Source organism: Parachryseolinea silvisoli, from assembly GCF_021190955.1.
In the GTDB taxonomy this organism is placed as follows: domain Bacteria; phylum Bacteroidota; class Bacteroidia; order Cytophagales; family Cyclobacteriaceae; genus Ohtaekwangia; species Ohtaekwangia silvisoli.
In genome coordinates this window covers 1,424,648-1,439,608 of record NZ_JAIOAO010000001.1, presented here as the reverse complement: position 1 = coordinate 1,439,608, position 14,961 = coordinate 1,424,648, and the positions used below count along the sequence as shown (strand labels likewise).

General features: G+C 51.8%; 13 protein-coding genes. 6 read left to right on the top strand and 7 right to left on the bottom strand.

Annotated features, from left to right (window positions below; genetic code table 11):
- Positions 1–88 precede the first annotated feature (88 nt).
- Positions 89–2,473 (bottom strand): ABC transporter permease, encoded by a 2,385-nt coding sequence (locus tag K7P01_RS06005; protein WP_267290891.1) that lies wholly within the window; start codon positions 2,471–2,473, stop codon positions 89–91.
- 408 nt (positions 2,474–2,881) lie between these two features.
- Here K7P01_RS06005 and K7P01_RS06000 point away from each other — a divergent pair, with 408 nt between their 5' ends.
- The gene (locus K7P01_RS06000; protein WP_267290889.1) at positions 2,882–3,718 is read left to right on the top strand and encodes an energy transducer TonB; all 837 of its coding nucleotides are present in this window, start codon (positions 2,882–2,884) and stop codon (positions 3,716–3,718) included.
- 9 nt (positions 3,719–3,727) lie between these two features.
- Here the strand turns inward: K7P01_RS06000 and K7P01_RS05995 are convergent, their stop codons facing one another.
- Both K7P01_RS05995 and K7P01_RS05990 read right to left on the bottom strand, forming a co-directional pair.
- Positions 3,728–4,066 carry a PadR family transcriptional regulator gene (locus K7P01_RS05995; RefSeq protein WP_267290887.1) on the bottom strand — a complete coding sequence of 113 codons (339 nt, stop codon included), beginning with the start codon at positions 4,064–4,066 and terminating at the stop codon, positions 3,728–3,730.
- A 20-nt stretch (positions 4,067–4,086) separates the two neighbouring features.
- Positions 4,087–6,723, bottom strand: a complete 2,637-nt coding sequence (locus K7P01_RS05990) for an ABC transporter permease (RefSeq protein ID WP_267290885.1) — start codon at positions 6,721–6,723, stop codon at positions 4,087–4,089.
- Positions 6,724–6,910: 187 nt separating this feature from the next.
- Here K7P01_RS05990 and K7P01_RS05985 point away from each other — a divergent pair, with 187 nt between their 5' ends.
- From K7P01_RS05985 to adhP, 3 genes are all read left to right on the top strand, one after another.
- Positions 6,911–7,774 (top strand): helix-turn-helix domain-containing protein, encoded by an 864-nt coding sequence (locus K7P01_RS05985; RefSeq protein ID WP_267290883.1) that lies wholly within the window; start codon positions 6,911–6,913, stop codon positions 7,772–7,774.
- A 55-nt stretch (positions 7,775–7,829) separates the two neighbouring features.
- Complete coding sequence (locus K7P01_RS05980; RefSeq protein WP_267290881.1) at positions 7,830–8,435, top strand: short chain dehydrogenase; 606 nt, start codon at positions 7,830–7,832, stop codon at positions 8,433–8,435.
- 143 nt (positions 8,436–8,578) lie between these two features.
- A complete protein-coding gene (gene adhP, locus K7P01_RS05975) occupies positions 8,579–9,616 on the top strand; it encodes an alcohol dehydrogenase AdhP (RefSeq protein WP_267290879.1) in 1,038 nt (345 codons plus the stop codon).
- A gap of 77 nt (positions 9,617–9,693) precedes the next feature.
- Here adhP and K7P01_RS05970 read toward each other — a convergent pair whose 3' ends face one another.
- From K7P01_RS05970 to K7P01_RS05955, 4 genes are all read right to left on the bottom strand, one after another.
- Positions 9,694–10,158, bottom strand: a complete 465-nt coding sequence (locus K7P01_RS05970) for a hypothetical protein (RefSeq protein ID WP_267290877.1) — start codon at positions 10,156–10,158, stop codon at positions 9,694–9,696.
- Between the two features lie 12 nt (positions 10,159–10,170).
- Complete coding sequence (locus tag K7P01_RS05965; protein WP_267290875.1) at positions 10,171–11,112, bottom strand: heme-binding domain-containing protein; 942 nt, start codon at positions 11,110–11,112, stop codon at positions 10,171–10,173.
- Positions 11,113–11,122: 10 nt separating this feature from the next.
- On the bottom strand, positions 11,123–12,304 hold the full coding sequence (locus K7P01_RS05960) for a peroxiredoxin family protein (RefSeq protein WP_267290873.1): 1,182 nt from the start codon (positions 12,302–12,304) through the stop codon (positions 11,123–11,125).
- A gap of 86 nt (positions 12,305–12,390) precedes the next feature.
- On the bottom strand, positions 12,391–12,843 hold the full coding sequence (locus tag K7P01_RS05955; protein ID WP_267290871.1) for an organic hydroperoxide resistance protein: 453 nt from the start codon (positions 12,841–12,843) through the stop codon (positions 12,391–12,393).
- Positions 12,844–13,159: 316 nt separating this feature from the next.
- Between K7P01_RS05955 and K7P01_RS05950 the strand changes: the two genes are divergently transcribed.
- Together K7P01_RS05950 and K7P01_RS05945 are read left to right on the top strand one after the other, a co-directional pair.
- Positions 13,160–14,179, top strand: coding sequence for a sensor histidine kinase (locus K7P01_RS05950; protein WP_267290869.1), 1,020 nt, complete (start codon positions 13,160–13,162; stop codon positions 14,177–14,179).
- Positions 14,160–14,921: a LytR/AlgR family response regulator transcription factor gene (locus K7P01_RS05945; protein ID WP_267290867.1), complete on the top strand. Its 762-nt coding sequence runs from the start codon at positions 14,160–14,162 to the stop codon at positions 14,919–14,921. Before K7P01_RS05950 ends, K7P01_RS05945 begins: the two co-directional genes overlap by 20 nt.
- Positions 14,922–14,961 lie beyond the last annotated feature (40 nt).

Here is a 14,961-nt window from a genome sequence, read left to right as displayed (position 1 = left end):
TTCTGGAAATATACTACTATTCGGACTTTTTGAAAAAAGGATGCCGCACCGGTCTTCAACGTAACACGGCACCCTCTGGCCCACAGATCTACTCCTGTCGCAACGCGTCGCTGGGATTAGCGGTGGCTGCGCGGAAGGAGAGAAAGCTTACCGTACACCAAGCTAACGCCAATACCGATACGCCGGCGATAATAAAGCTCATGGGACCTATATCGATGCGCTCGGTGAAGTTGATGAGCCAACGTGATACCAGATAATACGTGATCGGGATGGAGACTGCAAAGGCAATCGCAATCAGTGCAATAAATTCGCGCGAGAGGATCAGGATGATTTGGCTCACAGAGGCGCCCAACACTTTGCGGATGCTCATTTCTTTCACACGGCGGGCGACGGCAAATGATGTCAGGCCAAACAAGCCCAGGCAGCCTACAAAGATAGCCAGGCCACTAAATACGCCGGCTACTTTTCCCAGCTGTGCATCTGCCTGGTATAAGTTATTATAGTCTTCCTCCAGGAAGGAGTAAGTGAATGGATAGGCGGGTGCGATCTGCTTCCACAATTTCTCGACGTCCGATACCAGCGCCGGGGTATTTTCCGACTGGACCTTCAGGGAGATCGTGTTATATGCCTGGCGTCGCAGGGTGAGCAGCAATGGCTCGATGGTTTGGTGTAAGGAGCGGTAGTGAAAGTCTTTGCATACGCCGATGACCGTGCCCTTCTTGCCACTGTGCTCGATCCGTTTGCCAAGGGCAGTCTGCAAGGTCCAGCCAAAATCTTTCATGGCTGTTTCGTTGACGATAAACGCGATAGTGTCGTCGGCCGGGAAGTCGCGCGAGAAGTTACGACCGGTTACCATCGGTATACCATACGCCGGCAGGAAGTCGTGGTCGATAAAGTTGGTGTTGATGTTGGTAGGGGATAGGTTCCCTTCTTTGGTTTCCAATTGTCCGAACAGGTTGGTCGTGGCTTCACCTGGAACGCGGTTGGACGCGGTAACCGAAACAACGCCGGGAAGTTTCGAAAACTGATCTTTTACGACGTCTATGCGTTCGCGTACGTCATTGTTGCCATTCAGGCGCACCAGCAACGTGGCATCCTTGTGAAAGCCCAGGCTGCGGGTACGGACCAGCTCGAGCTGACTAAACACCAGCAACGTACCCGCGATCAGCGTAATTGAAATGACAAACTGTACCGATACCAGCACGCGGCGGAAAAACTGGTGGCTGAAGAAACCGCGCAGCGAAGGGCGAAAGATTTCCAGCGGCGAGAACCCCGAAATGATCAACGCCGGATATATGCCCGAAACAATACCCAGCAATACGGTCAACGCAGCGAGACCTCCAACAATATAATACGTCGGTACCATGGACAGGCTCAGTGTGGTATCCAGCAGGGTATTGAATAACGGCAGCGCTGCCCAACCGATGCCCACGCCCAGGACGGTGGCAAGCAAGCTCACAATCAGGGACTCGCTGAGAAATTGTGCGATCAGTGAGCGGCGATGAGCTCCCAAGACTTTGCGTAGTCCTACTTCTTTCAACCGCCTTGACGCACGCGCCGTGGCCAGGTTTACATAATTGAAGCAGGCAATCAGCAGAATAAACAGCCCGATGAACGAGAGGATATACAGGTTGCTTAGGCTGCCGCGTTTGCCTCTTTCCCACGAGCGAGGGGTTTCTTTCATATAGATGTCGGTTAGCGCCTGCAACGGGAGGTCTTCATAATACATGGCGCCCTTTTCGACGTTGCGGTCGATGAAGTCTTTCATCTTGGCGCGCAGGCCGGTGACGTCGGCACCTTCGCGCAATAAAAGATAGGTGTTAAAACTGTTCCAGAACCAGGCAGTGCGTTCGGCGCCTTTATTATCGATACTCCACGTGCTAAACGACATCAGCAAGGTGAATGGAAAATGCGAGTTTTCCGGTACATCTTCCATCACACCCGTGACTTTACACATGTCGCCGTCTACGTCCAATGTTTGGCCGATGGGATCATCGTTCCCGAAGTAACGTATAGCAGTCTCACGGGTTAATACTACACTCTTTGGTTCCGTGAGCGCGGTGCGTGCATCGCCGGCAATCAATGGCCAGCTAAATACCTGAAAGACCGTAGAGTCAGCAAGGAGGCATGTAGATTCTATAAAAACCACATCGCCGCGTCGTACCACCATGTCACCGCCCACAAATCGCACATAGGACTCTACTTCCGGAAAATCACGTTGCATGGCCGGTCCCATCGGCGGCGAGCTCGCGGCCTGGAATAACAGTTCATTTTCGGTCTTTAAGTTCTCAACGATGCGGTAAATGCGGTTTGCATTCTTGTGATAGCGGTCAAAGCTGCTCTCGTGGTATACATAGAGCGCGATCACCATAAACGAGGCCAGGCCAATGGAGAGTCCCAGAATATTGATAATGGAAAACCCCTTGTTTTTGTACAGGTTGCGGATAGCGGCAACGAAGTAGTTTTTGAGCATAGGTGTAATGGGTAGGGTATGGTAACAATATACTCCGGATTTTTCTGTTGGTCACAGGGATGGAAATATATTTTTTTTGCGATCTTAGCGGCTATGAGACGTTGTTTTCTGCTCTTTCTAAGCGTGTTGTCAATGGTATCGGTCTATGGACAGAAAAAATCGGAAGATTCCGCGGCATTGGCACCCGGGGACTTGTTCCCCTTGGGCGGGATGAGCAAGGAAATCCCAATATATATAGAGGATACCTTTACCGATACCGACTTTAAAACAATGGCCAGACTTACGGGTGGACGCTATTATCATGCGAACAATGCGGAAGAGGTGTATAGCATCTCGCAAAAGATATTCAGTCGACCATAGCGCCACTACCGATGTTTTAGTAAAGTTCTATCTTTGAAAAATTACTCTATGATGATGTATAAAAAAATCTTCTTTTTGGCGTTGATGCCGTGGTCTTGTGCTGTTTCTGCACAGCAAACGATCTATTATGATAAATTTTTTCAGGCAGTTTCGGAAAAGCCGACAACGTATTCCCGGACGCTGGAGAAGGATGGGGCAGCGGTGGTTTTCATCGACATGCGCCGTGATACAGTCCTTGCAAAGGGACGTGTCAATGTGGGTGAGCATCCGGATCTGGCCCTCAAAATGGTCGAGTTTGTGAAGGGTGATTGTAATCCGTACAAGTTCAAAGAGGAATTTAAAAGTATGCGGTGCGACATTGACGTTTATAACGGTGGCAAGCTGTATAGGAGGATCATTTCGCATGACGCGAAAATGTTTTATGGGCAAATTTGGGATGATGCGGGTACACCCGTGTTAACGAATGGCAATGGTATCTATACCCAGCAATTGGCCGAATGCAACGTGTACGAATACTATGCTGACAGCGTGTTGTCTGAGCAATATACTGTGAGGCTTGCCGAGAAAGACACGATCTATGGCACCTATGATAAGGCAGCGATGCCGGAGGGCGGTTACCAGAGGTTTGTACAAGAGCTGACAAAATATATCAAATATCCGGGCGCAGCGCAGATTAACCGAAGGGAAGCGCGTATATACATACAATTCGTGGTCGACAAAACCGGAAAGCTGACAGAGTTTAAGCCGCTGAACAATACCGGCTATAATTTTGAAGAAAAGACGGTCAAGCGGATGGAGAAGTTAAGCGCCTGGGAGCCTGCCGTGTTTCGGGGGAAGCCGGTAAAAACTAAGTTTGTGCTGCCGATTCATTTTAAGTTGAGTTAATCCTTGACGCTACGCCAGTTTAAACTGCAGCGCTACTTTCGGAATCTGATTAAACAACTGGTTTCGCAGTGCATTCGCTTCTTCCAGTTCCCTTTTGCCGGTGGCGGTCAGAAAGAAGATGCGTTTCCTCCGGCCACCGCGTTCCTGGGTGGGGTCGCTCATTTGGGAAGTGACGAGACCTTTTTCTTCAAGGCGTTTGAGGACGGCATGGACGGCGCTGATGTTGAGGCTGCGGCCGGTTTGGCGTTCGATCTCGTCCATGACGGCTACGCCGTAGGCTTGCTTGTAGAGGATGCCGACGGTTAGGAGGATCAGTTCTTCGAGTTCGCCGATGTAGGTTCCTTTCATGATCGTATAAACTTCAGGGCTTATTCATTCTTTAATACTTCGGCCGGGTTGCTGTGCGCGGCACGCCAGGCCTGGTAGCCGATGGTGACAAAGGCAATCGCTGCCGCCGCGCCTCCGGCCAATACAAATAGACTAAAATCAATGTTTACCTGGTAGGCAAATCCTGCCAGCCATTGCTTCAGCAGGAACCACGCCAGGGGAAATGCCAGGACGTTGGCCAGCAAGATGAGACTGAAGAACCGCTTTGAGAACAGCAGGAAAATCTGTGTGTTGGAGCTGCCCATGACCTTGCGGATGCTCATTTCTTTTTTACGCTGCTCGGCGGTAAAGGTGGACAAGCCAAACAAACCCAGGCACGCTACGAGCATCGAGAGGCCTGAAAAGATCAGCGTAATCGTGCTCATTTTGCTTTCGGCGTGGTATAATTTTTCCAGGTTGTTGTCGAGAAAGAAATACTCGAACGGCCAGCCGGGTATTTGGGCTTTCCATTGTTGTTCCAGGGAGGCAATGGTCCCTGGGACATCGTTGCCGGTGATGCGTACGGCCATGTATTTCATAAAGATCTCAAACGCCTTGCTGTTGAGATTCAGGTCCATGACCAGGGGGCGGATGGACTGATGCCGCGAAGCAAAGTTGAAATCTTTTACCACGCCAATGATGGTACGGTTGGGGCGGGTTCCGAATTTCTTGCCGACAGCTGCTTCGTTGGAGCCCCATCCCATTTGTTTCACCAGCGTCTCGTTGACCAGCAATGAGAGCGTGTCGTCGGTGCCGACCTCTTCCGAATAGTCGCGGCCTGCGACGATGGGTATATCGAATGTTTTAAGAAAGTCGTGCCGCACATTCATCCGGGGAAACGGTTTAGACTCGGGCATCCCCTCGAATATAAAATTACCCACCTGATGTTTAGAGCCGAGTATTTCTTCCATCGCAGTAACACTGATGACATTCGCGTTTCGACGGAACTCGGTGCGCAGGGCTTCATACTTTTCGGCGACAGGCGTGAGCATGACGGGTACCATGATCACATTCTCGCGTGCAAAGCCGGTGTCACTTTTTTGCAGCATGTTGAGTTGATCAATCGCTACACCGGTGCCGATCAGCAGCATGATCGACAATGTAAATTGTAAAGTTACCAGTGCCTTGCGAAATATAGCACCCTTCTCCCGGCTTACGTTGGCCTTCAGCGCGGTGATCGGTAAAAACGATGATAATACCACGGCCGGGTACAGGCCGGCCAGTATGCCGACGCCCAGCGGCAGACCCAAGAACAACGCCAGATAGAAGGACTCCAGCAGCGTGTGCGTGGGAATTGCTTTTTCGGCAAAGGCATTAAAGAAGGGCAGCGCAATAACGACCAGTACCACGGCGAACATAGCTCCCAACAAACACAACAAGATCGATTCCATCAGGAACTGCGTGACCAATTGGCCGCGTGGACTGCCCAGCGTTTTACGCATGCCCACTTCTTTGGCGCGCTTCGCTGCGCGTGCCGTACTGAGGTTAATGAAGTTGATACAGGCGATTAGCAATACAAACACGGCAATGGAACCGAAGATATAGATGGTAGACTCGCGGCTATTGGGCTGGATCTCATAGTCCATGTGCGAGTGCAGGTGAATGTCTGGCAGCGCCATGAATTCCATCGTAACGTCGTTACGCACCATGTCGGGGAAATATTTTTGTACAAAGGCCGGCATCGCAGCATGCAGCGTGTGTACGGAACCGGGGTCTTTTAAGAGCAGGTACGTCCAGCACGGATTCCAATACCAGCTCTGGGGCAAGTGTCCCTCGTAAAATGACTTGAGCGTTTCAAAGGATACGAGGAAATCGAATTGGAAGTGCGTGTTGGGTGGGATATCTTTTAGTACGCCGGTGATTAGCAGGTTGGTGTTGCCCTGGAATTTCAGATACTTTCCAACGGGGTCTTCATCTCCGAAATATTTGCGCGCCGCGCTTTCGGTCAGCACCATGGTGTGCGTATCGTCTAGGGCCGTATTACGATTACCTTTGACCAATGGAAAGTCGAAGACATCAAAGAAGGAAGGTTCCGTAAAAAATAATCGCGTTTCGTTAAATTCTTTTTTGTTTTTGTCGTCGATCGTCGCCACGGCTAGTGTGGGGGCTTGAAAGTTGTAGAAACGCACGGCTTGCTCGATCTGTGCACCGTAGTCGTTCAACAACGCTTCGCCCACAGGAAATGGCTGACTCGCTGAGCGCTCCCCAATGCCGTCCGACTCGAAAATCTCATGTATGCGATAGATGCGATCCGCCTTGCTGTGCATCCGATCAAAACTATACTCGTCGCGGATATAGAGGCTGATCAGGATAAAGCAAGCAATCCCAATCCCCAATCCGAAAATGTTGAGGAAGGAATATCCTTTTTGTTTAATGAAGCCCCGTTTAAATACCGAGAAGTAATTGTGTAGCATCATAAGCGAGGAGGGGGAAGAGGTTCGTGAACGTTTAATATTAGACCAGCGGAAGAAGCGGAGGACGTTCCAGGTAAACTGGAGGTTCGCCAGCGTACGGCTGTGCATCTTCCGCGTGCGGAAATACATTTCATAGGCATCGCCCTGGATTTCTTCCAGCAGGGCGGGATTGCAGTACCACTCCAGGAAGCGGTTGGGCCATTTGGGCGGAGATGTTTGTGCCATGCTTGTTCTACAAACGTGAAAGTAATTGATATGTTTCATGTTTGTAGAATGTGATGGGTCGGATAACTGGTTATTGTTGTAAAGTATTGGTTATCAGGTGCTAGATTGGTAGATTCCACGAACGATCTCCCCGCTTTCTGTAGGCAATGGTCGGTAACTTGGCCAAAATATTCCGACCTTTGCCCCGATGCTGTATCGCTTTCCACCGACGCCGGCCGAAGCTGCCCAGGATAATTCCTTCCTGACGGGAAAGCACGAGGTGTTTGCCAAGCTGAAGCGTGAACGCAAGCCCGGCCAGCGCACGGTGCTCATGACGGAGCATACGCTGATCTTTGTGCTTAAAGGTATGAAGCTGCTGCACTTGCCGGATCAAACCGTTACCGCCTCGCCGGGCGATGTGGTGCTGCTGCGAAAAGGCATTTATGTCATGGCAGAGTATATTGAAGAAGGCGTGGACTTTGAAGCCATGATGTTATTCCTCTCTACTAAATTACTGCAAGGCTTCACCCATCACGGACGCAAAGGTTATACGCCTACCAACGATCATTGCGTCGTCTTTCCGGCCACAGGCTGGATCGACGGCTTTAAGGAAGGCTTCTATAAATTCTTCCAACAACGTCCAGCTCACGCGGACCAGCTGTTGCCACTCAAACAACAGGAAATCTTACTGCTGTTGTTGTCCGGTCCCCATGGCACTAAAGTGCAGGAGTTTATTTATACCGCCGCCAGCCAGGAGCCGGGCGATATCGACTTCATCGTCCAGCAATACTTACTCCAGCCCGTTACCATTGCTGAGCTGGCCGCGCTTTCCAACTGCAGCCTCGCCAAGTTTAAGCGCGACTTCCAGCAACGTCACCAGTGTGCGCCGCGTACATGGATCAATCAGCAGCGCCTGAAACATGCCCGCATGCTGCTGGAAAACACTGACCAGCCCATTGCCACGGTCGCCGACGCCTGTGGCTTTGACAACACCTCGTACTTCATCCGCCTCTTTAAAACCGAATACGGCGCCACCCCCGCTTCCTGGCGAGCCAAAATTGTTATCGAATGAGCCATTACGGCTAACCCTGCTGCTACCGCTACCGCGACCTTTGTATAAAAAACACATGAAGATCTTAGTGATCGGTGGTAGTGGCACCATCGGAAAAAAAGTCGTCACCACTTTTGGGGCACGTGGACACGAGGTTGTTGTTGCCGGCAGAAACAGTGGTGCGATATCCGTGGATATCGCACAGCATGCCTCTATCGTCGCGATGTTCGAGCGCGTGGGCGTAATCGATGCTTGTATCTGTACCGCGGGCACCGGCTATTACGGTCCCTTTGCTACGATGACAACGGAGATGATGATGCCGGGCATTCAAGGGAAGTTGTTGGGACAGGTAGACCTGGTGTTGACAGGTATGCAATATCTAAATAGAGGAGGTTCGTTTACACTCACGTCAGGCATTGCTGCCCAACACCCGGCGCGCAATGGCACATGTGTGGCGATGATCAATGGGGCGGTGAATAGTTTTGTATTGGGTGCTGCGCAGGAAATGACAGAGGAGCGACGGGTGAATGTCGTGAGCCCCGGGTTGGTGGAGGATAGCCGCGAGCGGTATGGGGCATTCTTTCCTGGGTATAATTTGGTGCCGATGGACAAGTTGGTGAATGCTTATGTTTTGAGTGTGGAGGGCGCAGTGAACGGGAGGATCTTGAAGGTGTATTCGTGAGGATTTGGTGTAGTGATGAGGGGATATCCTGATTAAAGTCATTCCGCGTACTGACGATTCGCAAGCCTGTTGTTTTCAACAGGCGTTACTTTAGCATCACGCGCTCGACGTACGAGCTACGAGTAATTTAACTGCTATTGTCTATGCTACCAAACAAAATGAAGGCCGCCGTCGTACGGGAATTCGGCCAACCCCTTACCATCGAAGAAATGCCGGTGAAACGTCCCGGTAGAAATGAGATCCTGGTAAAGATCATCACCAGCGGCGTGTGTCATACGGATCTGCATGCCGCCAGTGGCGACTGGCCGGTTAAGCCCAAGCTGCCGCTTATACCGGGTCACGAAGGATTAGGGTACGTCGCCGCGGTAGGAGAGGGCGTCGACTATATAAAGGAAGGAGACATTGTCGGCGTGCCCTGGCTCTACAGCGCCTGCGGTCACTGTGAACATTGTATTACCGGCTGGGAAACGTTATGTGAAAGTCAGCAGAATGGAGGTTATAGTGTTGACGGAAGCTATGCCGAATACGTGGTGGCAGATGCCCGGTATGTGGGGCACCTGCCTGCGGGGATTAATTTTACCGAGATGGCGCCCATCCTGTGTGCGGGAGTAACAGTATACAAAGGACTAAAAGAGACTGAAGTTAAACCCGGACAATGGGTGGCTATTTCGGGCATCGGAGGACTGGGCCACGTCGCCGTACAGTACGCCAAGGCTATGGGCATGCACGTTGCTGCGATCGATATAGCAGATGACAAGCTGTCGCTGGCGAAAAAGCTAGGTGCGGACATCGTTGTCAATGCGCGTCAGCAGGACCCTGGCGAATATATCAAAAAGGAAACGCAAGGCGGCGTACATGGCGTGCTGGTAACCGCGGTGTCAACCATAGCTTTCAAGCAAGGGCTGTCTGTTATGCGCCGCAAGGGCACGCTGGCGCTCAACGGCCTGCCGCCAGGCAGCTTCGAGCTTCCTATCTTCCAAACCGTCCTGAACCGTCATACCATTCGGGGCTCCATTGTAGGTACGCGTAAGGACTTGCAGGAGGCGCTTGAGTTCGCGATCGAAGGAAAAGTTAAAGCTACGGTGGATGCGTCGCGATTGGAGGATATCAATACGATCTTTGACGATATGAAGAAAGGCGAGATTGAGGGGCGTCGTGTGTTAGAGATTGCTGCACCATAGGCAAGGGTGATCGCGCCAGTCCAAGGCTGTAATGGTTGCAGTCTTGGACGGCCGCCTCACGCCGCAAGCGTGCTATGTCAGTTTTGTTCTACTGACGGAAATTCTAGTCCCCTCAATGTCAGAATGAATTGTACCCGTTTCTCGAAAGCTTCGGTCATATTCCCCATTACCACATCATACCGCATATCCACCGCGCTGCCGAGAGCTACCGCACGTACGCGTTCCACCACTTGAATACTATCATTGATATTTCCACCAAACCACAGCGGGTTTCCTTTTTGTCGCCAGGTCACTAACCGGTACTCTTCCCCTGGCTGATGTACTCCTACAGCATCGTGTGCAGCAGCCACCGCCAGCGCATTGCCATACAGCACTGACGTTGTCTGTGCCTCTGTATTAAATAATGTGGTAATAATCGCCATACCGGGTTCCGCATAAATAGCTTCGGGGGCCAACACCGGCCTGTCCGAAGAGTTGCATGCCTGTAACAAAAGGAAGGGAAAAAGAAAAAGTATAGTTCTCATCTTTAGTAAATATCGCATACTATATCCGGATTATTCTTTCGTAGGAATGTCGAACACAAAACCATTCGAAGACGCCAGCTTGTGGCACTCGTAACACTCGACCGCGAACGTCATCGCCCTGCCATACGGAATCAGTTGCGGTGTGTTGAACCGTGCAAAGCCCCAGCCGCCGGTTTCCCGGAATTTCTTGCTGTCGTGAATCATTAGCTGCACGTTGTTAAACTTGCCCGCATGTACATTTCCAACGCTGTCCACCGGCTGCTTATCCCATACGACCTTCACAATCTTCGCACCGTCCGGCCACGGATTAATGGCATTCTTTTCGAGGGCCTTGACGGCAATGTCGTTGCCATAGATCAATCGCATGGTGCCGTTGTCGAACCGGTTAGTAGACGCAATCACTTTCCAGCTTTTGTAGTCGTCAAAGTAGGCAATGCCATTGATTGATGTTGGCGCGGCTGACTTCGCGGAGCGTGTGGCAGTAGTATGCGCTACCGGCTTTATCACGGCCGGTTTCGGCTGACTGGTCAATGCAGTCACATAGCGTTTAAGCGTATTGATCTCCTCATCGGTTACGCGGGCCGAGGGGTGTACCGCTGTATAGCTTGGCAGCGGCATGCGGCCCTGGTCGACCATGTTGACGATATACCACAGTTTACTGAGCTGCTCGCCGTGGGAGAGACTGTCCCACTGCGAAAAGTTGAGGTGTGCGCGGGCTTCGGCAACATCGGCGGCCACCTTCCAGGATATCGGGGCGATCTTGTCGTACCAGCGGACGTTGCTTTCGTTGGAATGACAATCGTAGCAGGCATGTTGAAAGATAGTCGTGACAGAATCGGGGCCGGCGAACGGGCCGGTAACCGGTGGGTTGACAATCTCCGGCGTGGTGAATTGCAGCAGGAGGATTGTAACCGCTATCAACGGACCTGCCAGGAGCAGGGTTTTAGAACGTGAGCGGGTGATGCGTTTCATGGGAACGGAATTACAGCGTCTCGTTTAGCAACGCGTTGATGGCGGCTTCAAAGGTTGCTTTATACCGGGTGTGGTATTCGCCCGCGCCGGGACCGTAGAAAGAAGTTTGAATGTCGCGCACCACGCCGTTTTTGTCGAGCATGATGGTGGTGGGAAATGTCTTCAGGTCGGTTAATTGGGGTAATGTTTTTTGTGTGCGTTGCGGGTCGTTCGCAGTAGCGCCGGTGATCAGCAGCGGGTATTGTACATCAAACTTTGTTTGGAACTTACGCAGGCTCTTTTGTGAGCGGACCGGGTCGGTGCTTAGCTCATACGCAAGGGCTACGATCTCGACACCGCGATCGCGGTTGCGTTTGTAGTAGTCGCTTAAGAACGCCATCTCGTCCATACAGTTCGGGCACCACGAGCCTATGATCTGGACGATCACTACTTTACCTTTGAAGCGGTTGCTGGGCAGCGATACCGTGTTACCGTCCAGGTCCCGGAAGCTGAAGGCCAGCTTGCCGTCATTGCCTTTCTTGACAGTGGTCACGTGTGGCGTAAGCGCTACGTTGGCATCTTTTACCGCCAGCCAGGTTTCGGCAACAGCGTCACCGTTGTAAAACACACCGGCCATGTGGTCAGAGTTGATCTTGGCGCGCAGCAGTAACGCGTGACTGCCGTCGAAGGTCGAGAGGAACAGCGAGTCGCCGGAGACAACACCGTCGAGGTAGCGATAGTCGGCTGAAGGTGTTAGCACCGAACCAGCCAGGGCATTGCCCTGTTGCGTGAAGTCGCCGATAGCGTGACGTTTTGTTTGGTTGGCACGGGTGAACTCGATCTTCCATTTCCCCTGGGCTGGACGCAGTGCTGCCGTGGCTACGGGAAAGCGACTGCCGCCGGCTGATGCCGTAAACGGCATCGTCGTTTCTCCCGTCGCACTCCCTGACACCCAAACGCCGCGTAGGCTCTCGCGTTGTGTTACACGGGCTTTGAAGTACGACTCAAACACCGGCATTCGGATGACCACCGAGTCTTGCGTGAATACCGGGTCTTCGGTTTTGATGCGCTCGGTGCCGTTTACAATGTAGAGGCTGGTTTTGTTTGATTGGCGAACGACTTCGAATAGGAACGGTATGGTGCGGCCGTCTTTGCGTTGCAGTGTGGCGCGCCAGTGGCCGGGTTTGAGGTCGGTTTGGGCGAGCGTGGTCAAAGATAGGCTTAACAAAAGTCCAAGGAATATTGCGTGACGGATCATGGTAGCAGGTTTGTGATGGTTAATATACTTTTCGGCGTCCGTTATACTAATTCGATGGTTACGGCGATGTTGCCGCGTGTAGCTTTAGAGTAAGGACATGTTTGGTGAGCAGCTTCGATCAGTTGTACGGCAGTTTCTGTTTCCAGGCCGGGCAGGCTTACGTATAATCGTGCTTGCAGGAAGAATGCATTGTTGGCGGTGCCGAGGTCTACTTCTGCGTCGACGGCAACGTCTTTTGGTAAGGCGATGTGCAGGGTACGGGCGGCGTGGCCGATGGCACCGATAAAACAAGCGGACCAGCCGGCGGCGAATAACTGCTCGGGGTTTGTGCCCAGGCCTTTGCTGCCGGGAGGTGACAGTTTAATGTCCAGGTGACCGTCGTCGCTGTGTGCTGCACCGTCACGGCCGCCAGTGGTGTGGGTCTTGCCGGTATAGAGTACGTTTTCAATGGGGGTGATACCCGAAGAGAGTGAATAATGTTTAATGGTTTCCATAAAGTGTATAAGTTAAATTGTATTTTTTTGGTTCTGTTACCGTCGCTTATTGCGTTGGTGCTGCAAAGAGAACGCGCCGGCGCTGCCCAGGTTGATAGAATTCCCGTGGGGTAGGCAAATCGGGGGGTGAGTTAGACAACGACCTGCGGCAAGCTGGCCTGCTCCAGACCTGTCCGGTTGGCGGTAATCCACGCCGGATTCGCCGTTGATATTGCCGGATCCGGCCCCGCGCATGTTGAATAATGGTGCTCTGTACGGTATTTTTAGCAAATATTTGCAGGTCCGGGCCTACGGCACCGCAGGTACAACCATCCGAATGAATACAAAGTCTTTTAAGATATCGCACAAAGTTATCTGGCTCAGCTCCATCTGCCTGGGTATACTGACGTCGGTGCCCAAGTTTGCCGAGCATCATTTTAATCCCTACGAGGCGCTGATCAACGCCGTCATCACGGCCCTGTTTGCCATCTTTATATGGTATTACAACATCGCGACCATGCCGGCGTACACGTCGAGCGACGTGGCCCACGGCTTCTCTGCTATGCGGTTGATCAAAAGCCTGGGAGTGGGCATGGTGGTGATGTTCCTGCTCGCATGTGCACAGCAATATTTATTGTCGCACCTGCACTTTGGCTCCATGATGCTGATGATCGAAATCCGTGGCATCCTGGTCAACCTGACCTTCTATATGTTCCTGCACATGGTGCAGCAAAGTTACCAGAACCAGCAAGTAGGTACCGAGTTGGAGCGCATTAAAATGGACAACCTTGGTGCTCAGTACGAGTTGTTGCGCCAGCAGGTAAACCCGCACTTCCTGTTCAACAGCCTGAATACATTAAAGTATATGGTCGAAACCGGCGACCAGCATGCCGGCGACTTTATCCTGAAGCTGTCGGATTTCTATCGCTTTACCTTAGAGAACCGGAAACTGGATCTCATTCGCCTGTCCGAAGAATTGGAAATATTGCAGGCCTATATGTTCCTGCTCAAAGCCCGCTTTGAAGAAGGAATAGACCTGGAGATGCGTATTGCCGATGAGCACCGGGCCTCGCTCGTGCCGCCGTTCACACTCCAATTGCTGGTGGAGAACTGTATCAAACACAACGTCGTGTCACTGGACAAGCCCTTGCAGATTAGCGTCTACTCGGAGGGGGATTGGCTGGTCGTCGAAAACGGCTTGCAGCGCAAGCGTGCACCCGAGTCGTCTACGGGCGTAGGCCTGGAAAATATCAATCAGCGGTATATGCACCTGTTAAATCAAAAGATAGAGATCCAGGCTACCGATACTACTTTCCGAATCAAACTTCCTGTCGTGCATGAAAATCCTCATCGTTGAAGACGAGCTCAAAGCGGCCAAGTCGCTGGCAGCGCTCATCACTGCACTGCGGCCCAACGCTGTTGTTGTGGGGCAGCTGCAGAGCGTCGAGCGCGCTATCGACTACCTCACACACAATTCCCAACCTGAATTGATCTTCATGGACATTCAGCTGGCCGATGGGTTGTGCTTCGAGATCTTCAAAGCCGTGCGCGTACAATGCCCCGTCGTCTTTTGTACTGCCTTCGGCGAATATACCATGGACGCCATCAAAGCCAACGGCATCGACTACCTTCTGAAACCCTTCTCCCGTCAGGACCTCCAACTGGCCTTCGAGAAGGTAGAAAGCTTCCGCAACTTCTTTCAACAACACGGCCAGCTCGACCTCGAAGGCCTGCTGAAAAAGATCGGCGTAGACGAAGGAAAGAAAAGTTTCCTGGTATTTAAGAGTAACAAATATACCACGGTCCAGACGGATCAGATCGCCTTCCTTTACATCCGCAACGAGCTGTCGACCATCGTTACCTTTCAAGGTCAAGAGTTTACAATTGATCAGTCGTTGGATCAGCTGCAGGCGTCGCTTTCGGCGAATCAGTTTTATCGGCTTAACCGGCAGTACTTGGTGAACTTTAGCGCTATTAAAGAAGTGGAGCACTACTTTGCGCGGAAGCTGTTTGTGAAACTGGCTGTGCCTACGCCGGATAAGCTGTTGATTGGGAAAGAGAAGACCAGTGGATTTTTGGCGTGGTTGGAAAATCGTTAATCGGGCTTTTTATTCCAATCGCGTAGGCGCCACCTGAGCC